Origin of the sequence: Pallidibacillus thermolactis, from assembly GCF_025660415.1 — a bacterium.
In the GTDB taxonomy this organism is placed as follows: Bacteria; Bacillota; Bacilli; order Bacillales; family Caldibacillaceae; genus Pallidibacillus; species Pallidibacillus thermolactis.
The window spans coordinates 24,610-48,767 of record NZ_JAOUSE010000019.1; the positions used below are offsets into that span (position 1 = coordinate 24,610).

Here is a 24,158-nt window from a genome sequence, read left to right on the forward strand (position 1 = left end):
ATAGAAAAGGGGGCTTTATTCAGCCCCTAAATGTTTGCTTTCTATGAGCCATTTAATTTCTAGACGATCTCCCGGCTGGATCGGATGATCAAAGCTTGCTTTATGACCATTAATAAAAATGTTATAATCTCCTGTTTCTTTCGGGATTTGAAATTCTACAAACCGAAAAATATCTTGAAAAATAAAAGGTTGTAACTTGTGATGTTCCACTCTTAATTGATCACCATTTGAAATTTTCTCATCCGGTCTTAACACTTGATCGTTTTTGTATACTTTTGTTCTCTCTTCTCGTAAAATCACATCTTGTCCATTAAAAGTGATTGGAATGGAATATTCCATTTGCCAATTTTGTGTGTTAGCTAATTCTTCTAACGTCGGTTCGTACGTTTCAACCAATTGAAGGATGTCCCCATTTTTTATCGGACTATTTAAAGGTACTTCACGATTATTTTTTATTACTTTACCAGCAAAGGATGGTATATGTATTTCTTGATTATTAATCTGAATGCGAAAAGGTTTTATTTTTTTCATTTTTTTCGACAGACCTAGTAATGATAACAATTCTTTTATAGTCGAAGGTTCTTGGATTGTGATTTCGTCTCTATCTCTAACTTTGTAATCTGTATTGACTAGTTTATTATGAACAAGAATTTTAGGTTTATAGTTATAAGATTTACTATCAATGATAACCGTGTTGTTTTGATTTTCGAGTAGATCTTGAATCGTAAGTTCTGCCTCTTTTCCGTCTTTCCCACGTAATGCTATGATTTTATCTCCATCAGAAATCATATCATCAATCGAACAATCGAGCCCATTTTTCTTTAAGATAGGTGGAGAACCTAATTGTCCACTTAATGTCATACTTTTTCCGTTAATCATAATAATTTTAGCCAAACCTGGTTTTCCATATAATTGCCTCATTTGAATACCTGCTTGAAGTAGACATTCTCCAACTGTTAACGGTTTTAATTCAAAAAGACGAACAGGAATATCATTGACATGGACTGTTTTATACTGAATCGGTTTTTCGTTTGCATTGATGGCAATTCCAACCGGTGTAATAAGTTCAGGACCGTAATTTCCATCGGTATCAAAGTCGATATTTTGTACAGCATCTATCCCTCTGATAGCGACACGATTTTTTGGTAAGTTTAATTCAGCAGCAATTCGGTCTGCAAGATTTGGGGTTAAGCTGCCACCACCGATTAACATTACTGCCTTTGGCGCCTTTAAACCATTTAACTGAACAATTTCATTAGCAATATGCTTTGCAAGGGAATTGATCGATGGGGAAATTGCTTCGACCACTTCATCACGGGTTAACGTCGTTTCAAATCCTAAAATGTCTTGGATGACAATTTTATTACTACAAGATAATTGAACTTTTGCTTTTTCGGCTAAAGGGAAATCTAATAAAAATTGATCACTAATGGCTTCGGTAATTTCATCGCCGGCAATTGGTACCATGCCATAGTTGACAATCGTTCCTTTATCAGTAATGGCAATATCCGAAGTTCCTGCACCTATATCAACAAGAGCAACATTTAACCGCCGCATAGAAGGAGGAATAAGAACATGAATGGCGGCAATCGGTTCCAGTGTCAAGGCGTCTATTTCCAAGTTGCTACGGTTAATGGCCATTGTCAATGAATCTACAACAATTTTAGGTAAAAAGGTCGCAATAATTTCAACTGCTGCTTCTTCACCCTTTTGATCTATTAAATTACCGATTTTTTCACCATTTAAGTAGTAATATAGAACCGAATATCCTACACAAAAATACTCGGTATTCACATCTTTATATTTTTCTTTCATTTGTTGCTCTGCAATTTGTACCGCCATTAATTCTAGATGAGTTATATCTTCCTTTTGTAAAATTCGTCCACGTATCGGTAAATGTGCTTTCGCCTGTTCTGTCTTTAAAGAACGTCCAGCAGCTGCTACACTTACTCTTGTTAATGTCCCAAATTCGCTTTCCATTTTTTCTTTTACCTTTTGAATAATCTGACTTACAGCAGAAACATCATGTATTTGTCCATCAAGCATGGCCCGTTCGGTATGTTCTTCAGATACAATTTTTTTTATTACTTTTTTATTTTTAACTTCTTCAAGGATTATACCGACAACCGTTCTAGTCCCTATATCTAGCGCAAATATTTGCTTTTTTTCATTCAAACGAAACACCTTCTTTAAATTACTGAAAATCATAGGTCAATAATCTTATTTATCCTTTTATTTAGAATGATTTTATAGTTGAAATTTACCATATTTTTAAGGTATTATAAAGTTCTGTTTCAATACGTTAGTAGATTAGGAATATTTTATAGTAGTACTTTTATCTATTAAATTTTATTTGTACATCTTATGATATGATGGCACTAAAATAGTATTTTTTCCAAGATATGCTATAATGAAAATTATTCCCTTTTGTAGCAAAGACAGAAGGGAATTTTTACAATATAATTGATTTTAGAAGAGTTTTTAAAAAATCTTTAATAATTTGCTAAATAAAAGAATTCATAAAGTAAAAAGTGTAAAATATAAACAATAACAGTATTTTTTGAAAGCAAAAAATATGTTCATTTACATTCTATTTGGATAAAAATTGCTGAATTAAAGGAGTGTCGGTGATGCAAGGACAAAATATTACAATTTATGATGTCGCAAGAGAAGCGAATGTCTCAATGGCAACTGTTTCACGAGTAGTGAATGGTAATCCAAATGTAAAACCAGCTACAAGAAAAAAGGTGTTGGAAGTTATCGAACGTTTAGGATATCGTCCAAATGCTGTTGCACGAGGACTTGCAAGTAAGCGAACAACTACTGTAGGTGTTATTATTCCAGATATATCCAGCGCCTTCTTTTCTGAATTAGCACGTGGTATCGAAGATATAGCGACGATGTATAACTATAATATTATTTTGAGTAACTCTGACCAAAATAAAGACAAAGAATTCCATTTATTAAATACGATGCTTGGTAAACAAGTTGATGGGATTATTTTTATGAGTGGAAATGTAACGAAAGAACATGTGGCAGAATTTGAAAAATCCTCTGTGCCTATTGTATTGGCGGGATCAATTGAAGAAACAGGTAAAATTCCTGCGGTAAACATTGATTATGAAAAGGCAGCCTATGATGCAACGAAATATTTTATCGAGCATGGACATGAAAAAATTGCATATTTGTTTGGAACATTAGAAGAGCCAATAAATGGTGTGAAAAAATTTAATGGGTATAAAAAGGCTCTAGAAGAAGCTGGTATTAAATTGAATGAAAACTATGTACTGGAAGGAGATTATACGTACGATTCTGGTATTGAAGCCGCTGAAAAAATTATCAAACTTGATGATAAACCAACAGCCATTTGTGTAGCTACAGATGAAATGGCTGTTGGAATTGTTCATGGTTTACAAGATAACGGTTTTTCCATTCCAGATGATTTTGAAGTTCTTGCGGCCAATAACACACGCTTATCAGTCATGGTACGTCCACAATTAACTTCAATTGTACAACCTTTATATGATATTGGTGCGGTAGCCATGCGGCTTTTAACGAAGTATATGAAAAAAGAAGAAGTTTCTGAACATGTTGTAAATCTTCCGCACCGTTTTGAATTTAGGAACTCAACAAAATAACGCCCGTGCCGATATAAAGGATAGAATATCAAAACCTTTATAAAAGCGGGAGATATATAATGAAAAGACTAGATCTTTTAACTCCAATTGGAATCATCGGTGGTTTAGCCGTATTTATATTCGGGGTTATTTCAGAAACCGGATTAAATGGATTTGTACAATTTATTGATATATCATCCATTATTATTGTTTTGGGTGGCGTCATCGCTGCATTATTTATTAGCTTTCCATTAAAAGAAATGAAGAAAATGTTTGTTGTGATTAAGCAAGCATTTTCTCATGATGATTATAATTTAAGAGAACTCATTGAACTTTTTATACGGTTGAGTGAAAAAGCAAGAAGAGAAGGTTTACTATCATTAGAAGCTGAAGTAGAACAGTTAGATGATAAGTTTATTAAAAAAGGTATATTACTGGCCATTGATGGAATTGAACCGGATGTTGTAATTGAGATTATGAATGCAGATATTGCAGCCATGGAAGAACGTCATCGTAAAGGAAGAAGTTTATTGGAAAGAGCAGGAGAGTTTGCACCAGCTTGGGGGATGATTGGTACGTTAATCGGACTCGTATTGATGTTAAATGACTTGAATGAACCTTCATCCTTAGGCCCAAAGATGGCAATAGCATTACTTACAACCTTGTATGGTTCTCTTTTAGCTAATTTATTCTTTAATCCTATGGCAGCTAAATTAGAAGAAAAAACAGAAAAAGAAGTGTTTACTAAACAAATGATTATCGAAGGTATTATTGGTATTCAATCTGGTCAAAATCCAAAATTGTTAAGTGAAAAGTTAACTGCATTTATATCTGAACAAAACAAAAATGAAGACGATACACAAATTGAGAAGAAGGGGGCTTAACAAATGAGGTTAAAAAAACGTCAAAAGCCCCCGAAAAAAGGTGCACCAGCATGGATGGTTACGTATTCTGATTTAGTAACGCTGATCTTAGTATTTTTTGTACTATTATTCGGAATGTCTCAAATTGATAAAGAAAAATTTGAGGCACTTGCCCAATCTTTCCGCGAACGTGCCATTTTTGATTTTAATCCGTCCTCCATACCTTTTGAACAAACACCGAACACCATTATTGATGATGATTTAAATGAGGATACATTTGATGATGAACAATCAAAAATGGATGAACAATTAAAGAGACTGATATCAGAAGTCAATCACTTTATCAAAAAAAATGGACTTGAGGATATCGTCATCGTAACTAGGAATGAACGTGGAATTGTCTTAGTTTTACCTGAACAAGTCTTATTTGAAACTGGAGAAGCTAATATTATAGAAGAAGCCTTGCCATTTTTAGACCATGTCGCAAACTTAATGAAAGAAATTCCAAATGTCGTAAGGGTAGAAGGTCATACAGATAATCGTCCGATTCATAATTCTCGTTATCCTTCTAATTGGGAATTATCTTCAGCCAGAGCAGCAAGTGTTATTCGGTATTTTGTTGAGGAACATGAAATCGATCCTACACGTTTTATTGCAACGGGTTATAGTGATACTAGACCAATCGTTCCAAATGATGGACCAGAAAATTGGGCTAAGAATCGCCGTGTGGAAATTGTTATTCTTGACCCATTTTACACTAGTAATCATGAAGGGGAAAACTTACCTAATGAAGCAAAATAAAAAAGGGGAAGCATCCCCTTTTTTTCTATTAAACATTTTGAATCATTTGCAAGGCATTTGCTAAAGAACGTAAATTTTTTTCTTCAATTTCTTTTTTTCGCGGTATTGCCGGATATAGATGGTCTGGATCTTTCCACTTGCTCGGTAATTCAACAGGGGCTTCTTTTTGCCAATTTTTAATCCATGCTAATGGAAGTGCTCCACTTGCTTTTGCTTCTTGTTCAGTCATATATAGCCATATTAAGGACCATGCTCGAGGTACTACTCGCCAAATATCATACCCGCCACCGCCGACTGCAATCCATCGCCCATCACAATATGCATCAGCAATTTGTTTCGCTAATTTAGGAATTTCATAATAAATGTTCATCGTTGTTGATAAATGTGTCAGTGGGTCATAGTAATGAGCATCTGCGCCATTTTGTGTCAGAATGACATCCGGTTTGAAATATTCCGCCACTTTTATAACAGCATTTCGGTATATTTCAAGCCATGATTCATCTTCAGTGAAAGCGTCGAGAGGAATGTTAAAGGAATAACCGTAACCTAAGCCAGATCCCCGTTCATACGTATTCCCAGTTCCAGGAAATAAATAACGACCCGTTTCATGGATGGACAATGTGCAAACATTTGGATCATCATAAAAAGCCCATTGTACACCATCACCGTGATGAGCATCCGTGTCAATATATAAAACGCGTGCTTGATATTTTTGACGAATATATTTTAATGCTATTGCACAATCATTATATATACAAAACCCCGATACTCTTCTTTGAAAGCCGTGATGTAGCCCACCCCCTAAATGAAGTGCATATTTGCTTCTTTTTTCCATCACAGAATCAACAGCTGTAAGAGTTCCACCGACGATTAAAGAACTTGCTTCGTGCATATTCGGAAAAATGGGGGTATCCTCAGTTCCCAATCCAAATTGCAAAGCTTGTTCCCTGGTTAGAAGTTGTTTACTCGCTTTTTTTACGGTATCGATCAAACTTATATCATGAAATAATGTTAAATCTTCATCAGTAGCCATTCTTGGTGGAATGATATGTTCATGTGAAATCGCCTTCATTTTTTGAAGTAAATCTAACGTTAATTGAAGGCGTTTTTGATTAAAGGGATGGTGTTGGTGAAATTTATATGTTAACAGTTTGTCTGAATAAACGTATACTGCTTGTGTACTCATAATGAAAACCTCTGAATGCTGGGCCAAACGATGTCATAATGGTTTTCTGTTAAAGTTTGTGCGATCGGCCCGGGATGAATAGTACCAACACGAATCACGATAATTTTATGTTTTGAATTCGCTTTATCGGGATAAACGAGTACACTTTCTATATTTACTTGAAATTGACGAATGGTTTGTAATAAATCGACCAATACACCAGGGGTATCGGGGACCCTTACTTCAATTTGTGAACCTGGTTTATTGACACCTGTCAATTCAACAAAGGTTTTTAAAACATCAGTATCTGTGATTATGCCAACTAATTTCTCATTTTCGACCACTGGTAAACAACCGATTTGATTTTGAAAAAAAAGCGTGGATACTTCTTCTACAAAATCAAGTGGATGAATTGTGATGACATTTTTCGTCATAATTAAATCTAACGGTTTGCTATATTCTTCAGTAGAGTCTTTTGAAAAGATGGAGGGGATGGCAGAACGAATATCTCGATCAGAAACAATACCTAATAAATGATGATGTTGATCGACAATAGGAATATGTCGAATTCGTTTTAACTCAATTAATTGGCAAGCATCCTTAATGGTATGTTTACAACTTAATGTATATACTTTCCGATGCATGATTTCTTCAACAAGCATATAGGTTCCCCCTTTTTTTAGAACAAAAAATGATGTCTAAACCTTAATCGATCAAATTGTTCAACGGATTGTTGATCCACTCGTTTCCCGATTCGTACCATTAAACAGTTGGCCGGATGTGAACAAATTTCCGGATCATCTGTTGCACACCATTCGAGACCACCGGCTTTCATCATTTTTTCCATCATTTTTCTATATTCCCAAATGTTTAACCCTGTCCCTTTTAAATCCCAATGCCAGTAGTATTCTGTTGAAATGATAATATAATCTTCCATTGCATCATCCATCATGGCTACTTTTAGAAGATTCTTTCCGATCGAAAGTCCACGATAGGGAGCAGCAACTTCTACAGCACCTAATTCGAGTAAATTATCCATATTCCCTTCTGACCAACTTTCTAATGGATCTGGATAAAGAAAAGTTGCATAACCGATAACGGTTTCTGCATCTCTTGCAATAATGATTCGACCTTCTTCAAACGAGGCAATTTCAACGAGGGCTTTTTTTTGTTCTTTCGGTAGTCTAAAGGCAACTAATCCTTCGTGAAAATCCAAATTTTTAAGGACTTCCGATTGAACAGGTCCTTCAATAATCATCGTTCCTTTTTTTGTATTGTAATCTATACGATAGTAAGTTTTGTTATGTTTCAACACTACACCACCTTACATGTTTAGCATACGATCGGTCAGATAAATGTATCTATTTAGATTATAAATAAAGTGAACGATATGATTTCTTATAATTTATACAAATTTGTGAAATAAACAGATGACAGTTTGTACGTACGAAAGGAAGAGGGGGATAAGACCGTGTAATAATCTTTATGATCATAATGAAAGGGGGCTAAGAAGAAGCGGTGGCAAATTTCCCTAGCTAAAAATTAGGATCACTGAAATAGTGTAAATGGATTTCATTAAAAAAACAGGGGGTTCCCTTAAGAAAGGTTCCCCTGTTCTTCTCTTTCTTCTTTTATATTTTCATTCGGTTTTTCGTTTTCACTCTCATTTTCATCTTTATTTTTATCTTTAGATTGAGATGTAAGGTTTTCAATGAATCCTTCGACGCTACTACTTATATCATCGATAATATCGTCTACTTTGTCTGGTATCCTGTTATTTTTTACAGGATTGGATAGTGAAGATTCCTGACCGGCAATATCAACTGCAGTGACAGCAAATGTACCAAATTTAGGAATAGTATATGATAAAGTTTCTCTAGCAGGAATGCTTGCTAATTTTGACCCTTTTTTTCCGTTGACTACTTCATAAACTCTGTAACCTACTACATCATCTTCCCCATGTTTTTTCCAGGAAATAGTCTTTCCAGATATTGATATATTTGGGGCAGATGGAATTTTTCCATTTTCAGCAAGTTTAGCATCTGCTACAAGCACATTCGCTAAACTGTTATTTAAAAATAATTCAGATGGGCTGATCCGTTTTGGAAGTCCTTCACTCATTCGATCGATATAATCAGGGTTTATTAAGACACCTGATTTTGTAAATTCACTTGGTGTTGAATCCAAAGCTAAAAAACGTTTGCCATTAATTTCAACATATTTACCGCCACTTGATAAAGTATCATCTGTTTTGGTAGGTGCATATTTGTCAATAAATAAATCCGTTTTGACTAATCCAGCGCTAGAGCATGCCTTGGATGGTAACATGCCTGATATTTGACAATATGATTTACGAACAATCCCTTTAGGTTGTTCAAAACGGTCATTTACTCCAACTAGATCCGGTTTTAAAGAAACGGTGGCATTCATTAAATCTGCCCAATAATTTAAATGGCGAACGGAAGATGGAACTGGCTGTTGTTTTTCAAATCCTACCCAAACACCTAATGTTACATTTGGATTTAAGCCAACAAACCATTTATCGTAATTGTTTGTCGATGTACCGGTTTTACCCGCTAAATCCATAGATACATTTAGTTGTCCCGGGATTGATCTTGCCGTTCCATTTTTGACCACATCTCGCATGACATCAACAGTTAAATAGGCAGCTTGTGGTGAAAATACTTCTACAGGTTTCACTTTATGTTCGTAGATGACATTACCATCTTTATCTTCAATTTTTTCAATCATATATGAATCAGTGAATTGTCCATGATTCCCAAAAGCTGCAAAAGCGTTTGTATTTTCTTCTACGGTAATACCGTGGTGTAAAGCCCCTAAGGCCATTGATTCATTTGTATAATCGACATCTGCTAGAGAAGTTATGCCTAATTTTTCTAAATAATTTTCTACAGGATTCGTATGCAAAATTCGTTTATATAGATAAACGGCTGAAACGTTATAGGAATGTGTAAGGGCCGTTCTTGCGGATACCAGTCCATAATATCGATTTGTAATGTTATTTGGCCAAACTTTACCATTCTGGTTTCTAATTCCTAAATCAACATCAGCCAATGGTGTCCCAGGTGCAGCTAATCCCATATCAAAGGCTGGACCATAAACAAGTAGCGGTTTCATTGTAGAACCGTTTGAGCGAACCGACTGTGTAGCATGGTTTTGGTTTTGTTTTTCAAAATCAATTCCACCGGAAAAGGCGATAATTCGCCCTGTTTTGTTTTCCATTAACATAGATGCAACTCCAAGTGGAACTTCAACTTTTTCTCCATCCCTTTCAATTGTTTGGGTGGGGAAGTTTTTACCGAATTCTTTCGTCACTTCTTGGAATTTATCGTATACTTCTTTATCAATGGTTGTATAAATTTTATAGCCGTTTTGACGTAAGTCTCGATAAGCAAGAGCTGAATAACGTTCTCTAAGCACTTTACTTGTTTCAACAGCTTCTTTTGTGTAACCATCTTTTTCATAATGGAATTGCATTAAAATTTGAATGGCGCGATTTTCAGCTTCTTGTGTTAAATATTTATACTTATCGATTTTTTCTTCTTGCGGTGGAATAAAATCTGCTACGATATCATAGCTCTTTGCATCCTCATATTCTTGTTTAGAAATATAACCTTCTTCTAGCATACGTTGTAATACATATTTTTGCCGATTTAATCCGGGAGCCAAACCTTCTTTGCTTTTTAGCGTTCCTTTATTCGTAAAAGGTGTATAAGCGGATGGACTTTGAGGTAAACCAGCAATATAAGCTGCTTGGGCAATATTTAAGTCTTTTGCGTCAACTCCAAAGATCCCTTTACTGGCAGCTTGTATACCTGCTATATTTCGTCCATTCGAATTTCGGCCAAACGTTGTTGAATTTAAATAGGCTTCTAATATTTCTTCTTTTGAAAAGAATTTTTCTAAACGTAAGGCAAGTAAGATTTCTTTTGCTTTCCTTTCAAAGGATACTTCGTTCGTTAAAATTTGGTTTTTCACTAATTGTTGGGTTAGTGTACTACCACCTGTTTGAGTCGATGCATTTGTAAGTTCTTGGAAAAGGGCGCGAAACACCGCTTTTGGTACAACGCCATTATGTGTAAAGAAATTTTCATCTTCAACAGCAATAATACCATTAATTACATGCTGTGAAACATCCTCTATTTTAATCCCTTCACGGACAATGTCTGAACGGAGATCACCGAGATGAATATTACCGGCAAAATACAATTCAGACTGTTCCTCGTAATTATAAATATCCTTTTTCATTTCTTCATAAGACCGTGGATATTCATCTTTTACTAGGGATGCAAAATATCCTGCTCCAACTCCAAGTACAAGAGACACACCTAAGACAAGAACAATAATAAAAATTAATATAAGATTCCAAACAACATCATATGTTATTCGAAAAGCTTTTGCCGTTTTTTCGTTAAATAAAGCTTCTCTTACAGGTTTTGTTTTCTCGTAAATGGGATATAATTTCTCTTTTAGTGGAGCGAGTTTTTTTATTAAACGATCCCAATATTCTTTCAGTCGCATTCACAGCCCTCCTTTAAAACACATACATTATAGCATAGTATAGAATAAGAATATTTAATTTTTCGACTAAATTTTTATGATATTTGCAAAAATGTTCATTTCATCATAGTTTATGTCGACTTTTGTTGTAGAATAGAAATAATTTCAATATAATATTAGTATGGTATTTGACATCCATTCATGAGTATGGTAAAAATATGGTATTAATTACATAAACTATAGCTATGAGAGGATATAGTAGTTTTTCTATCCCTGTTTTCAGAGAGCTGGCGGTTGGTGCAAGCTAGTACAAATAGAAAAACGAATTACATCCTTGAGCTTTCACTGTGAACACCATCTGTAGTGGAAAAGTAGCAGTGAACGGAAAACCGTTAACTAATTGAGTGGAGGATTTAATAATCCTCAAGTAGGGTGGTACCGCGATTATTCGTCCCTTCGAACAGTGTTCGAAGGGACTTTTTGCATTAGGAATTAATTTATCGTTTTTAATAAAAATGGAAAAGGAGAATACAAATGGAATTGTTAGAAGATTTACAGTTTCGAGGGTTAATTAACCAAATGACAGATGAAGAAGGGTTGAGAAAGTTATTAAATGAAGAAAAAGTAAAATTATATGTAGGTTTTGATCCAACGGCAGATAGTTTACACATTGGCCACTTACTTCCAATTTTAATGCTACGTCGTTTTCAACTTGCTGGTCATCAACCGGTCGCTCTTGTCGGTGGTGCAACAGGTTTAATTGGGGACCCGAGTGGTCGAAAAACAGAAAGAACTCTAAATTCAGTTGAAGTAGTAGCAGGGTGGGTGAAAAGTATTCAAAATCAATTATCCCAATTTCTTGATTTTGATACGAATGAAAATCCAGCCATTATGGCGAATAACTACGACTGGATAAGCAAAATGGATGTGATTTCTTTCTTACGGGATGTTGGTAAACATTTTGGTTTAAACTACATGCTTGCTAAAGATTCCGTTCAGTCTCGTTTAGAAACAGGAATTTCCTTTACCGAGTTCAGCTACCAGATTTTACAATCACTAGATTTCTTAAAATTATATGAGACAGAAAATGTTCGCCTTCAAGTTGGTGGAAGTGACCAATGGGGAAATATCACAGCTGGTCTCGAACTTATTAGAAAAACAAAAGGCGATGATGCTAAAGCCTTTGGTTTAACTGTCCCACTTGTGACGAAAGCAGACGGAACGAAATTTGGTAAATCTGAAGGTAATGCTGTTTGGTTAGATCCAGAAAAAACAACTCCATATGAGTTTTACCAATTCTGGATTAATACCGATGATCGCGATGTAGTGAAGTATTTAAAATACTTTACTTTCTTATCGCATGAAGAAATTTTAGAATTAGAAAAAGCGACTGAAGAAGTTCCAGAAAAACGTCTTGCACAAAAGGCATTAGCAGAAGATGTTACAAAACTTGTTCATGGTGAAGAAGCTTTACAACAAGCTATTCGGATCTCGGATGCTTTATTTAACGGCGAAATTCGAGAACTATCGGCAACAGAAATTGAACAAGGGTTTAAAGATGTGCCGTCTTATATTAATAACGATGAGACAATCGGTTTAGTTGATCTACTTGTAAATGCAAAAATTTCACCATCAAAACGACAAGCGAGAGAAGATATTCAAAATGGTGCAATCTACATTAATGGTGACAGAAAAACGGATCTTCAATACATTTTAAGTAGCGAAGATAAAATTGAAGGGAAATATACAGTCATACGTAGAGGAAAGAAAAAATATTTCCTTATCAAACATAGCTAAATTAATGTAACCTTTTTAAGTGCTTGGCTTTATGGCCGGGCACTTTTTTTGTACACAAAAAAGAAATATTTTACAAAAATTATATATATTCAGAAAATAATGTAGTATATTTTTAGTAAGACATTAAAAAAACGTATCATTTTTTGCATGCGTTTTCTTTTTTACATGAAGTATTTTGTGTTACATAAAAAACCCAAAAAAGGAGTGGGATTAACGTTATGAAAGCAGTGAAAATTACAAAGTATAGGGAACCTGTTGTTATTCGAGATGTACCAAAGCCTGAACCAGGTCCAAATGATGCCCTTGTTAAAGTTGAAGCCTGTGGCATTTGTCGTTCAGACTGGCATTCTTGGCACGGAGATTTTTCATGGATTGGATTGTCGCCTGAGTTACCCATTACCCCAGGTCATGAATTCGGAGGTGTTATCGAGAAACTTGGTGCAAATGTTCAATCATTTAAAGTAGGGGATCGTGTAACTGCTCCGTTTCATTGGGCTTGCGGTCATTGTGAGTATTGTAAAAAGGGGAATTCTAATCTTTGTGTAAATATTCGAGTTTATGGCATGGTTAATGGATTGGAAGGAGCCTATGCTGAGTATATTTTGATTCCAAATGCTGAATTTAATTTAATTCAATTACCAGAAAATGTAGATAGTGTTACAGCTGCTGCAGCGGGTTGCCGTTATATGACTGGGTATCATGGTGTTTTAAGAGGGAACGTACAGCCTGGTGATTGGGTTGCGGTATATGGTGCAGGTGGCGTTGGCCTTTCTGCCATTCAAGTAGCAAATGCGATCGGTGCACAAGTGATCGCTGTAGATATCGATGATGGAAAATTAGAGCTTGCCGAAAGAGAGGGAGCGGTTGCTACTGTCAATGCAAAAAAAGTAGATGCTCCTTCGGCCATCCGTGAAATTACAAAAGGTGGTGCCCATGTGAGTCTAGATGCACTTGGAATTAAAGAGACGATCCAAAACTCCGTTTTCTCTCTACGTAAGGGTGGTCGCCATGTTCAGATTGGTTTAACAACATCGGATGAACAAGGGATGGTCGATTTACCAGTTGACTTCATTACGTCATCTGAAATTGAATTTGTCGGAAGCTTGGGCAATCCACATCCTGATTACCGTGGATTATTAGACTTAATCGCTTCTGGTCGACTCAATCCAAGCCGTTTAGTGGAACGGAAGGTCAGTTTGAGCAATGTAAGTGAGGTTTTTGAAAGTATGAATCAATATAAAACAAAAGGATTTAATGTTATTACAAAGTTTGAATAATATTTCTAGTTATGCTATTTATCAGTACTTTAGGGATAATCCAAAAAGAATAAAATAGAATATTTTGCAGTGAAAATGGCGGCGCTACGTACATGCTTCACCTTTTTTCTGCATGATTACAATCAAAGAAACAAAGCTTTTGTGCCGGAAGCGGTAGCGTAAGGCACAAAAGCTTAAATACTGCCTATAAACAAATATCCATGTTGAAGAGATTGATGTCGTGCTATTGGATGCACGGCCGCCAATGGAACGAATAAACATTAGGTACTAACTTTCTGAAAAACCTAAATGATTATTTTTAAGTATTAGGTTTTTTTAATCAAAGATTTCATTCATTTTATAACACTCAAAATAAATCAAATTCATTATTTCTAGAAAGTAACTTTTCTATTGAATATTCAGAATAAACAAGTTATTATAAAAAAGAGCAAAATATGGTGCGATTGTCATTATATTATAAAGACTTGATAAAACGAAAACATACAAAGTAAAAGAGTATAGCACAATTTTTTAGAAATAATTTCATAAAAATGTTAGCGCTTAATTTACAGGGGGGATTATTTTGAAGAAAAAACGTTTTTTTATCTTCACATTGGTAGTATTGATGTCTCTTGCTCTTGCCGCATGTTCTGGTGGAGATAAGACCAGTTCAAGCAAAGGGTTAGACACAAATATTGTCACCATTGCGACTGGTGGAGCATCAGGACCATACAACATTATTGCAAGCACTCTTGCAGATATTTATACAGAACAATATGATGTGAACTCAAGAACGCAAACAACCGGTGCCAGTGTAGAAAATTTAAATCTTTTATCAGATAACAAGGTTGAAATGGCATTTGTCATGAGTGATGCATTAACACAAGCATTAAATGGCGAAGCAGCCTTTACAGAGCCAATTGAAAATGTGTCACAAATAGCAACGCTTTATCCAAACGTTGTACAAATCGTTGCTACAAAATCATCAGGTATTCAAACGATTGAAGATCTTCGTGGTAAACGTGTAGCTGTTGGTGACCAAGGATCAGGTGTTGAATTAAACGCACGAGCTTTGTTGAATGGTCACGGGATTACATATGATGATATGAAAGTCGATTATTTAGGGTATGCTGAAGCAGCGGATGGCTTAACTGCGGGAACCATTGATGCAGCATTTTTAACAAGCGGTTTACCGAATGCATCCGTATTAGAATTGTCACAAACTCACGATATTGTCCTTGTTTCAGTTGATCCAGAAAAAGTGGCTACAATCGCTGAAGAACATCCTTATTTTATCTCTGTTGAAATTCCAAAGGACATGTACGGAAATGAAGAGGCTATTCCGACAGCTGCTGTACCAAATGCACTCGTGGTTCGCAGTGATATGAGTGATGATGATGTATATGAATTAACAAAAACATTTTTTGAAAATCTTGAGAAACTAGAAAATGCTCATCAAGCAGCAAGTGATATATCATTAGAAAATGCGCAAGAAAATCTAATTGCGCCTTTACATCCGGGGGCCAAACGTTTCTATGATGAGCAATCTAAGTAAACAACGATTTAGGAGTGCGATCTTCATCGTACTCCTTTGTTTTATCTTAAGCATTAGAGTTCCAGTGATTGTCATCCAGTGGGAAGATGGGAAAGAATTATTATTTGATTCCTTTCAATTAAAATGGATCCATTCCGTTGAGAAGGAAGAGTGGATTGAACTTTATGAAAGAGAGGGTGACGAGCTCGTTTTAAAGAAAACCTATTTTAAAACATTCGGCGCCGGCACACCATACGATGAGAAAGGCACTACTGTAAAAGATGGCTACGTCGTCATGGATATTGATCACACTTACGATGAGTTATTGCTTACGATATCTGAAAATGTAAAAACTACCATTGTATTAATGGAAAAGGAAATTCCGCTATATAAATTTATAGAAAGTTATGAAACTGCTACGGTTTCAGTTCATCGATTATCGGTTTTCACTATTATGTGGGAGGGATTAAATTGAGCGGAAAAAATGAAGGAACATTAGTAGAAGAACAAAAGGAAGCCCGTGAGGCGGCACAAAAAATTCTTGAAAAGTATGATAGTGATGCAAAAACACGACAGCCAAAAAATAAATATATATCATGGTTCATTTCAATTTTTGCCATCTTATTTTCAATTTATCATTTATATACGACATTTCATCCATTACCAACACTGCAACATCGGGCAGTACATTTATTATTTGGTCTCGCAATCGTATTTTTGCTTTATCCAAGTTTTAAAAAACAAAATCGTAGAAAAATCCCGTTTTATGATTGGATTTTGTTTGGTCTTGCTATTTTAAGCTGTGTGTATTTATTCATTGTTTATCAAGATATTGTCACTGTACGTGGTGGCGTACCAAATGACATGGATATTGTGATGGGGATTTTGACGGTTGTTTTAGTTTTAGAAGCTACTAGACGAATAACAGGTTGGGTTCTACCAATATTAGCTCTTATTTTCTTATCTTACCCTTTTTTCAGTCATATGGATTGGTTACCACGCATTATGATGACACGTCCATTTGATTTGGGAGATATTTTCGGTCAACTTTATACTAAAACAGAAGGTCTATTCTCCACGGCAATCGGTGCTTCCGTTCAATTTATTTTCTTATTTATATTATTCGGTGCCTTTTTAGCCAAATCAGGAATGGGGAAATTTTTTAATGATTTAGCTCTTGCGCTTGCTGGACACAGGCAAGGTGGACCTGCGAAAGTTGCCGTGATTTCCAGTGGCTTCATGGGAAGTATAAATGGTTCCGCTGTTGCTAATGTTGTAGGAACAGGTGCCTTTACAATACCATTAATGAAAAGAATTGGTTATAAGAACAATTTTGCCGGTGCGGTTGAAGCAAGTGCATCGGTTGGTGGGCAAATCTTACCTCCAGTAATGGGGGCAAGTGCCTTTATAATGGCAGAAACGACAGGGATTTCATACGGAACGATTGCGCTTGCTGCTATTCTACCAGCATTACTATACTTTTTAGGTGTCCTTATGCAAGTTCATTATAGAGCAGGGAAACGGGGATTAAAAGGTATCCCACGGCCGGACTTGCCACGTGTCAAAGAAGTGTTTAAAGATGGAGGGCACTTATTAATTCCTCTCATTGCTTTAATTTGGATGTTAGGTTCCGGGCTTACAGTAAACATGTCTGCATTTTATACCATTGTATGTACAGTGATTGTATCATGGATTCGAAAACATACGAGAATGGGCTTAAAAGCCATTTTAGAAGCATTAGAAGCCGGGACAAAGCAATCCTTATCTACAATTATTGCTTGTGGTGTCGTTGGGATTGTTATAGGTGTCGTTAATTTAACAAGCTTTGGTACAACTTTAACATCTGCAATCACTAATCTTGGTGCAGGTTCATTATTTTTGACACTATTTTTAACGATGATCGCATCCATCATTTTAGGGATGGGTTTACCAAGTATTCCTGCATATATTATTACAGCGACAATGGCTGCACCAGCACTAGCTGAGTTTGGTGTGCCGGTATTGATTGCCCATATGTTCGTATTCTATTTTGGGATTTTTGCCAATATTACACCACCGGTTGCACTTGCTTCATTTGCAGGAGCAGGAATTGCTGGAGGGGACCCGATGAAGACAGGGTTTATTTCACTTCGATTAGCTCTTGCGGGTTTTATCGTTCCATATCTTTTTGTTTATGCCCCGGAATTACTTTTAATAGATACTACTGGATTACCAGTTAATGCCGTGGAGTTTCCATTTCCGAAATTGACAGAGGTTTTATTCATTGCGTTTTCCGCAATATTAGGTGTTGTGGGACTGGCTGCAGCTGTTGAAGGTTATATTAGAACTGAACTCCATTGGATTGTAAGAATTGTTCTTGGCGCCGGTGCACTTATGCTCATTATTCCTGAAATAATAACAGATATCATGGGCTATACGATCGTATTAGGCATATTTATTTGGAGTTATTCAAATGCTAAAAAGGTAAAAACAAAAGTAGAAGTGGAAGCGTAATCCTTTCGATACCCAATGAACTTTGATGATGACTAACTTAGTTCATTTGACTTTCTTCCGATGGATGGTAGATACAAAGCAAACATGAGCCCCCTCTGGGAAACTTCAGAGGGGGCTCATGTTTGTAAAAAACTTAGCTTACTTTTGAAAAAACTGTTTGATGGTAACAGAAAGTAAATTTCTTAATATATGAAATGCATAATTTAAATCTAGTCGTTCTGTCCATTTATGCGCATCTCTTCCAATAGGACCAAGGTTTAAGACTGGTAGATTTAATTCTTCCAATGCGTCAAATGGGATTGTATATCCATGATTCCAATTAGGCATATTCGATGTTAAAGATTTTATACTAGATGTTGGATGTGAGAGACCTGTGTAACTTAAATCGGAAATACCTGCAAAGTAATTTTGTTTTTTCAACTCAATATCATAATTTTGTTTAGCAAAAGTTAGAATATAATCAACCACTCTATTGATTTCTGGGTGTTTTCGAGAATTTACTGGTGGATAATATGGTGGAGCAAAAAAGATGATTATCATTGGTGCAAGTTCTTTACATAAAGTAGCTAATCGATCAACCCATTCGATGGCAAGTTCTCGATCATCTTTTTGCCCTTTATTTTTAAGCACATCTTCTTTTATTTGCATTACTTTTTTCTCCCCATAAGTTTCGAGTGCATAACGTAATAATTCTTCAAAACGTAAAGTCGTTACACTTATATCTTTATTATTATGGGAACCTTCAAGGGTTGAAAACTGAATAGAGCTCTTACTATAATGATTTTCAATCTTCTTTGCTACTTTGTTTGCTGTTTGACTTAGTTGTTCAACGATTTCATCTATTGATTTTTCCATTAAAAAGAGATTAAAAAGATTTACCGATCGATGTGAGATTTGCACATTATATTCATTTTTTAAATCTTTTTGTATTAAAACGGTTGGTGGTGGTGTAACCTCATCACCGACTTTTTCACAATAATCTGTGTTAAATTCTAATTCACGTGTTAACTCAGAAGCCATATAATTCGCATTTAATCCGGAAAAAGGTTCACCAACATGCGTTTCCTTGCCATAGCATAGAAAACCTGCTAAGATTTTTCCTAATGAACCTAAATATAGATAATTATTTTCATCACCTGGATATCTAGAAAAGACAGGTTCTGAGTTTATGCATGCATTATACTTTAAATTATATTGTTTACTCATTTCTAACAATACCGATACGGCTTCTCGCATCCCAACCGAATTAACTTCTTCATCACAAACTGTTAATAACAAAATATTTCCGTCATAGTTTCCATTACAGGCTTCTTCAATAATGGACATGTGTAAGGCTAAACCACATTTCATATCCATTGTTCCTCTGCCAAACAGCCAGTCTCCTTCTCTTATATCCTTTTGAACAGCTTCTGGGACTTTTGTTTTATTTTCATAAATGAATTTAGTTAGATTTACTGGATGAAAAGCCAATTCTTTTAAACTACCGTAATCGTCAACACCGACCACATCAAAATGACTAACTAGAATGATAGTATCCTGAACATTTTTTTCACTTTTAACTAAAGCTGTTACAAACTTCCGCTGATCTTTTGTTTTATGCACTTTAACATATTCAGGATTTACTTGAAAATATGGCAACTTTCGAATCTTGCTTTCAATGTATTCAGCAAATTTTATTTCTTCCACTGTATGTGTAATACTAGGGATTTTTACTAAATCGCACAATAACTCTGTTAATTGTTGTTTTGTTTGCCATTGATAATCAAGGGTCTTCATTGAAATAAACCTCCTTACATTATTAAGATAATTCAGAATATATAACTTGCTTGTTGACTATTATATTTTCTATTTAAGAAACAATCTCTTTTTCTAATTCCTTTGTTTTTTGTAATGATTTATTGGTAAAAAGACTTACAACAGTCGTAACCATTAAATTAATTATTAACATATATAAACCGTTATTAATATCTAAAATAAATGAAGGCAGACTTGGGAATAAGGTTTCTAAGGTCGTACCTGTTGCAGCAGAATATAATGCTAGCGCAACACCAACAGCGATACCACTAATGGCGCCTTGTTTTGTAATAAAGTTGTTCTTTTGTAAGCTAAAAATGAAAGCAGGGAATAGTTGCATAATAAAGTTATAACTTAGTAATTGTAAAAACACGATGGCACCATTTGAATTCAATGTTAAGTATAAGCAAATTCCCCCTGCAATCATTGCAAATAGCCGGGCAATGTTCATTTGCTTGCGTTCGGATGTATCTGGTTTCAATGGCATATAAATATTTGAAGTAATCATTGAACCAATTGAAATAATAGATACCGAACATGGTACAATCGATGCTAAAAAACCAGTTGCTCCAATGATCCCGACAAACCATGGATCAAATTTTCAAATACTAAATTAATTAATGCCATATCCCCTTCAGCACCAACCAAACCCGGAATTACGAGAATGGCAGTTAATCCGATAAACAGTGCGAACAATTGCATTAATGAATATAAAGGCATTAGGACCGTGTTTTTACGTAGTGCTTTATCACTTTTCGCTGCATAGGTTGATAGAAATGTATATGGCCAAAGATATAAACCTAGTGACATAAATATAACAGTCGAAACATACCAAACGAGACTTAATCCAGTATCAGGGAAAATTAATACTTCAGGCTTTATCTCCGCTATTTGTTTCATTACAGATCCGATTCCGTCAAAATAATGGAATGCAAAGAAAATGCCTAAAAATACTAATACGACAAACATAAGTATATCTTTAATTAAAGCTACACGTGATGAACCTTGAAGTCCAGAGATTAATGTGTAAATTAATACTATAGTCGTTCCGACCCAAATGGCAGTGTTAGGTGAGATCACTTCATAAGATGCTACGGAAACGATCAGTCCCATCCCTTTCAGTGCCATAACGATGGTTGGTATTAATGCTATAGCCCCTACAATTGTAACTAGCTTTCCTAAAAATGGACTGCTATATTTTTTTGCAAAAAAATCACCTTGTGATATCAATTTATGTTTTCTACTATAACTTCTAATTTTTGGTAATGTAAAATAACCAATAATACAAGCTATTGAGATATATGACATAATATAAAGTGTAGCTATACCGTTATTGTAGGCTAGTCCAACTAGTCCCGTTAACGTGAATGCGGAAAAAAATTCTCCTGCTAGCAAGAAAAAAGTAATAATAGCCCCCATTTTCCGACCGGCTAAGGCCCATTGTTCGATTTGTTCATTTTTCCCTCTACCCGCTCTTAATGCCATATACACACAAAAGGTGGCAACAATGAGCATGATAAAAATAGAAATGTTCAATTTGATTCCTCCTCTTTATGATCATCGAATGTATACATAATGAAAATGGTTAGGGAGCTTAAAATCACCCACAACACGATCCAAAAGATTGAGAAGGGAAGTCCCATTATCATCGGTTCAATTCGATTGGCTAAAGGAACACCGACAAGGAATGCTAGAACAGGAATGAATGCGATAAAATAAAGTGGTTTCAATTCACTTTTACCTCCTTTAAAGAATCTACGAAACGTTTTATTCGTCTCATTCCTTCTTTTAAATCCTCCATTGAGCATGCGTATGAAAGACGAATATATCCTTCTCCATATTCAGAAAAACCGTAACCTGGGATAACAGCCACTTTTTCTTTTTCAACAAGTTGGTTAATAAATTCATTTGATTTTAAACCTGTCTTTTCAATAGAAACAAAAATATAAAAGGCCCCATCTGGTTTTATAGCATCTAAGCCCATATCCATAATGCAATCGTAAATAAAGTCTCTTCTTTTTTTATACTCCTGACGCATGATTTCAACTTCTGGTAAATCTTGTTTTAATGCTTCAATAGCGGCATATTGACTAATTGAACTTGCACATACACAAATATATGCATGAACTTTAAACATTTCTTTTGTGACCGAGCGAGGAGCTAATGTATATCCAACCCGCCACCCTGTCATGGCATGTGATTTTGATAAACCATTGACAACAATGCACTGATCTTTCATTCCAGGTAACGAAGCAATCGAAACATGTTTAACATCGTATGTTAGTTCACTGTATATTTCATCTGAAACAATAAAGATATCCTTCCCTCTTAAAAAGTTTGCAATTTCTTCTAATTCCTCCATATTTAGTATTGTTCCTGTTGGATTTGATGGATAAGGTAGGAGGACGCATTTTGTTTTTTCTGTCAAATTTTCTTTGATTAATTGAGGAGTGATTTTACAATCGTTTTTTCGGGTATCAACAAATACAGGCACTGCATTGCACATACGAATTAGCGGTTCATAACCAGGATAAATCGGTGCTGGTAAAATAACTTCATCTCCAGGTTCTAAAATCGTACGAAAGGCTACATCAAGTCCTTCGCTAGCACCAGTTGTAATCAAAATTTCATCTTCTGGATCATACATGAGTTGATAATGCCTTTTTACAAAATCTGAAACAGCTTGTCTCAGCTCTAATACCCCAGCATTATGAGTATAACTGATTTTACGTTCATCAATTGCTCGCTTTCCTGCTTCCAAAATCGAATCGGGTGTAACAAAATCCGGTTTACCGATTGTAAAGTTAATAATGGAAGGATCTTGATCCACCTTATTTCCAATATCGCGAATGGCCGATATTGAGATCTTTTTAACGATAGGATTAAGTAAATGTTCCATTTTTCAATCCTCCAAATATAAAATTCATAAATCTACAAAAAATAATGCAAGTTTTGTGCCAATTTTAATAGAGTGAATTTTCCGTGTTTACATAAAAATAATTTATTAAAATTGAGTCGAATATGCATCATTGATATAAAAAAGATTCAATATTAAATAGAAAATTCAAAAAAATGAGTGAGTTTTGGTATAATTGGGTTACGCAAACAGGGGACGTGAGTTGTTATCGAATCAATGAAGAATTAAGATTAAAAATCTCTATATTGGAGTAAAGGAGGAACTTGGCCTATGAACCAAAACCGTCTGAAACAATTGGACGGGCAAGTACTCTTTGAAATTTTAAATACATTAAAAGATCCGATTTGGATTACAGAGAAAAGTGGGAATGTACTATGGGTTAATCGAGCAGCGAAAAATTTTTTTAAAAGAGATGATTTGATTGGTAAAAATGTTTATGAAATGGAAAGACAAGGTGTTTTTTCACCTTCCATTACAAGACTTGTTGTAGAGAAAAAACAATTTATTAGTACTGCACAAATCACACAAAATAATGAAAGCTTGCTTGCATCCGGTGATTTTATTCCGGATAAAAATGGCGATATACGATATATTGTTACCCATGCCAGACCCTTATCCCAAGTCATAAAAAAATCTAATGAACTAGAAAAAGTTGAATCTATATTGGAATTATATAAACAGCAAATTCGTCAATTACTAATCGAACAAAAACAGCAAGCAAATGATTTTTTCTTAGGAAAAAGTAAGGCTTCACAACAGCTTAAGACTTGGGCAGAAAAAATTGCAAATGTTGATACAACAGTTCTATTAACTGGAGAAACAGGGGTAGGAAAAACAGCCTTTGCCTATCATATCCATCAATTAAGTATTCGTAGCGATAAACCATTTATTCATCTAGACTGTAGTGCAATCCCTGATTCTTTGATTGAATCTGAATTATTTGGTTATAAAAAGGGAGCTTTTACAGGGGCAAGTACGAAAGGGAAACTAGGATTAATTGCTGCCGCTGATCAAGGGACATTGTTTTTAGACGAAATCGGAGATATGCCTTTTCACTTACAATCGAAACTACTACAATTTTTACAAAACAAGACCTATCGAATGATAGGTGATAATAAAGTTCAACAAGCAGATGTGCGAATCTTAGCTGCTACCAATGCCAATTTAAAGGAACGTGTAAAAGAAGGAACCTTTCGTAAAGATTTATTTTACCGTTTAAATGTTCTTTCGATCGAGATTCCGCCACTACGTGAAAGAAAGGAAGATATTCTTCCTTTCAGCTTGTAGACAAAGTCCCTAACTAGTGGCCAAATCTACAGGTTTTTTTTGTATAATAGGGATAGAATTCTTGGTTAACGGGGGAAATTTAGGATGTTATCGAAGCGTACAGACAATAATCG

At 35.2% G+C, this 24,158-nt stretch carries 19 protein-coding genes and 1 other annotated feature; of the genes, 9 read left to right on the forward strand and 10 right to left on the reverse strand.

What is annotated here, in order from left to right; translation table 11 throughout:
* Nucleotides 1-15: 15 nt before the first annotated feature.
* Nucleotides 16-2,175, reverse strand: a complete 2,160-nt coding sequence (pilM, locus tag OEV82_RS07915) for a pilus assembly protein PilM (RefSeq protein ID WP_263061526.1) — start codon at nt 2,173-2,175, stop codon at nt 16-18.
* A gap of 455 nt (nt 2,176-2,630) precedes the next feature.
* Between pilM and ccpA the strand changes: the two genes are divergently transcribed.
* The 3 genes from ccpA to motS are packed head-to-tail and all read left to right on the forward strand — an operon-like array spanning nt 2,631 to nt 5,281.
* Nucleotides 2,631-3,638, forward strand: a complete 1,008-nt coding sequence (ccpA, locus tag OEV82_RS07920; protein WP_173658550.1) for a catabolite control protein A — start codon at nt 2,631-2,633, stop codon at nt 3,636-3,638.
* 59 nt (nt 3,639-3,697) lie between these two features.
* Nucleotides 3,698-4,501 carry a flagellar motor protein MotP gene (motP, locus tag OEV82_RS07925; RefSeq protein WP_173658551.1) on the forward strand — a complete coding sequence of 268 codons (804 nt, stop codon included), beginning with the start codon at nt 3,698-3,700 and terminating at the stop codon, nt 4,499-4,501.
* A 3-nt stretch (nt 4,502-4,504) separates the two neighbouring features.
* Nucleotides 4,505-5,281 (forward strand): flagellar motor protein MotS, encoded by a 777-nt coding sequence (motS, locus tag OEV82_RS07930; protein WP_173658552.1) that lies wholly within the window; start codon nt 4,505-4,507, stop codon nt 5,279-5,281.
* 28 nt (nt 5,282-5,309) lie between these two features.
* Here motS and OEV82_RS07935 read toward each other — a convergent pair whose 3' ends face one another.
* From OEV82_RS07935 to OEV82_RS07950, 4 genes are all read right to left on the reverse strand, one after another.
* A complete protein-coding gene (locus tag OEV82_RS07935) occupies nt 5,310-6,467 on the reverse strand; it encodes an acetoin utilization protein AcuC (RefSeq protein ID WP_263061527.1) in 1,158 nt (385 codons plus the stop codon).
* Nucleotides 6,464-7,108 carry a CBS and ACT domain-containing protein gene (locus OEV82_RS07940; RefSeq protein WP_173657807.1) on the reverse strand — a complete coding sequence of 215 codons (645 nt, stop codon included), beginning with the start codon at nt 7,106-7,108 and terminating at the stop codon, nt 6,464-6,466. The genes OEV82_RS07935 and OEV82_RS07940 overlap by 4 nt, the downstream gene beginning before the upstream one ends.
* Before the next feature lie 17 nt (nt 7,109-7,125).
* A complete protein-coding gene (locus OEV82_RS07945) occupies nt 7,126-7,758 on the reverse strand; it encodes a GNAT family N-acetyltransferase (protein WP_263061528.1) in 633 nt (210 codons plus the stop codon).
* 284 nt (nt 7,759-8,042) lie between these two features.
* Entirely contained in the window at nt 8,043-10,988 is a 2,946-nt protein-coding gene (locus OEV82_RS07950; protein ID WP_263061529.1) for a transglycosylase domain-containing protein, read from the reverse strand.
* 215 nt (nt 10,989-11,203) lie between these two features.
* Nucleotides 11,204-11,426: a binding site (T-box leader), on the forward strand.
* A gap of 75 nt (nt 11,427-11,501) precedes the next feature.
* On the opposite strand from OEV82_RS07950, the gene tyrS reads away from it, so the two are divergent.
* From tyrS to OEV82_RS07975, 5 genes are all read left to right on the forward strand, one after another.
* Nucleotides 11,502-12,764 (forward strand): tyrosine--tRNA ligase, encoded by a 1,263-nt coding sequence (gene tyrS, locus OEV82_RS07955; protein ID WP_263061530.1) that lies wholly within the window; start codon nt 11,502-11,504, stop codon nt 12,762-12,764.
* Between the two features lie 218 nt (nt 12,765-12,982).
* A complete protein-coding gene (locus OEV82_RS07960; protein WP_173658699.1) occupies nt 12,983-14,041 on the forward strand; it encodes a zinc-dependent alcohol dehydrogenase family protein in 1,059 nt (352 codons plus the stop codon).
* Nucleotides 14,042-14,603: 562 nt separating this feature from the next.
* On the forward strand, nt 14,604-15,575 hold the full coding sequence (locus OEV82_RS07965) for a TAXI family TRAP transporter solute-binding subunit (protein ID WP_173658698.1): 972 nt from the start codon (nt 14,604-14,606) through the stop codon (nt 15,573-15,575).
* Nucleotides 15,556-16,029 (forward strand): DUF1850 domain-containing protein, encoded by a 474-nt coding sequence (locus OEV82_RS07970; RefSeq protein WP_263061531.1) that lies wholly within the window; start codon nt 15,556-15,558, stop codon nt 16,027-16,029. The genes OEV82_RS07965 and OEV82_RS07970 overlap by 20 nt, the downstream gene beginning before the upstream one ends.
* The gene (locus OEV82_RS07975; RefSeq protein ID WP_173658697.1) at nt 16,026-18,047 is read left to right on the forward strand and encodes a TRAP transporter permease; all 2,022 of its coding nucleotides are present in this window, start codon (nt 16,026-16,028) and stop codon (nt 18,045-18,047) included. Before OEV82_RS07970 ends, OEV82_RS07975 begins: the two co-directional genes overlap by 4 nt.
* 138 nt (nt 18,048-18,185) lie before the next feature.
* On the opposite strand, the gene OEV82_RS07980 is transcribed toward OEV82_RS07975, so the two are convergent.
* The 5 genes from OEV82_RS07980 to OEV82_RS08000 form a co-directional block, all read right to left on the reverse strand.
* Nucleotides 18,186-19,823, reverse strand: coding sequence for a M20/M25/M40 family metallo-hydrolase (locus OEV82_RS07980; RefSeq protein WP_263061532.1), 1,638 nt, complete (start codon nt 19,821-19,823; stop codon nt 18,186-18,188).
* A gap of 73 nt (nt 19,824-19,896) precedes the next feature.
* Nucleotides 19,897-20,292 carry an SLC5/6 family protein gene (locus OEV82_RS07985; RefSeq protein ID WP_263061533.1) on the reverse strand — a complete coding sequence of 132 codons (396 nt, stop codon included), beginning with the start codon at nt 20,290-20,292 and terminating at the stop codon, nt 19,897-19,899.
* A 101-nt stretch (nt 20,293-20,393) separates the two neighbouring features.
* On the reverse strand, nt 20,394-21,377 hold the full coding sequence (locus tag OEV82_RS07990) for a sodium:solute symporter family protein (RefSeq protein WP_263061535.1): 984 nt from the start codon (nt 21,375-21,377) through the stop codon (nt 20,394-20,396).
* Nucleotides 21,374-21,571: a DUF3311 domain-containing protein gene (locus OEV82_RS07995; protein WP_263061536.1), complete on the reverse strand. Its 198-nt coding sequence runs from the start codon at nt 21,569-21,571 to the stop codon at nt 21,374-21,376. Before OEV82_RS07995 ends, OEV82_RS07990 begins: the two co-directional genes overlap by 4 nt.
* Nucleotides 21,568-22,740, reverse strand: a complete 1,173-nt coding sequence (locus tag OEV82_RS08000; protein WP_263061537.1) for an aminotransferase A — start codon at nt 22,738-22,740, stop codon at nt 21,568-21,570. The genes OEV82_RS07995 and OEV82_RS08000 overlap by 4 nt, the downstream gene beginning before the upstream one ends.
* Nucleotides 22,741-23,028: 288 nt before the next feature.
* Between OEV82_RS08000 and OEV82_RS08005 the strand changes: the two genes are divergently transcribed.
* Complete coding sequence (locus OEV82_RS08005; RefSeq protein WP_263061538.1) at nt 23,029-24,045, forward strand: sigma-54 interaction domain-containing protein; 1,017 nt, start codon at nt 23,029-23,031, stop codon at nt 24,043-24,045.
* Nucleotides 24,046-24,158 lie beyond the last annotated feature (113 nt).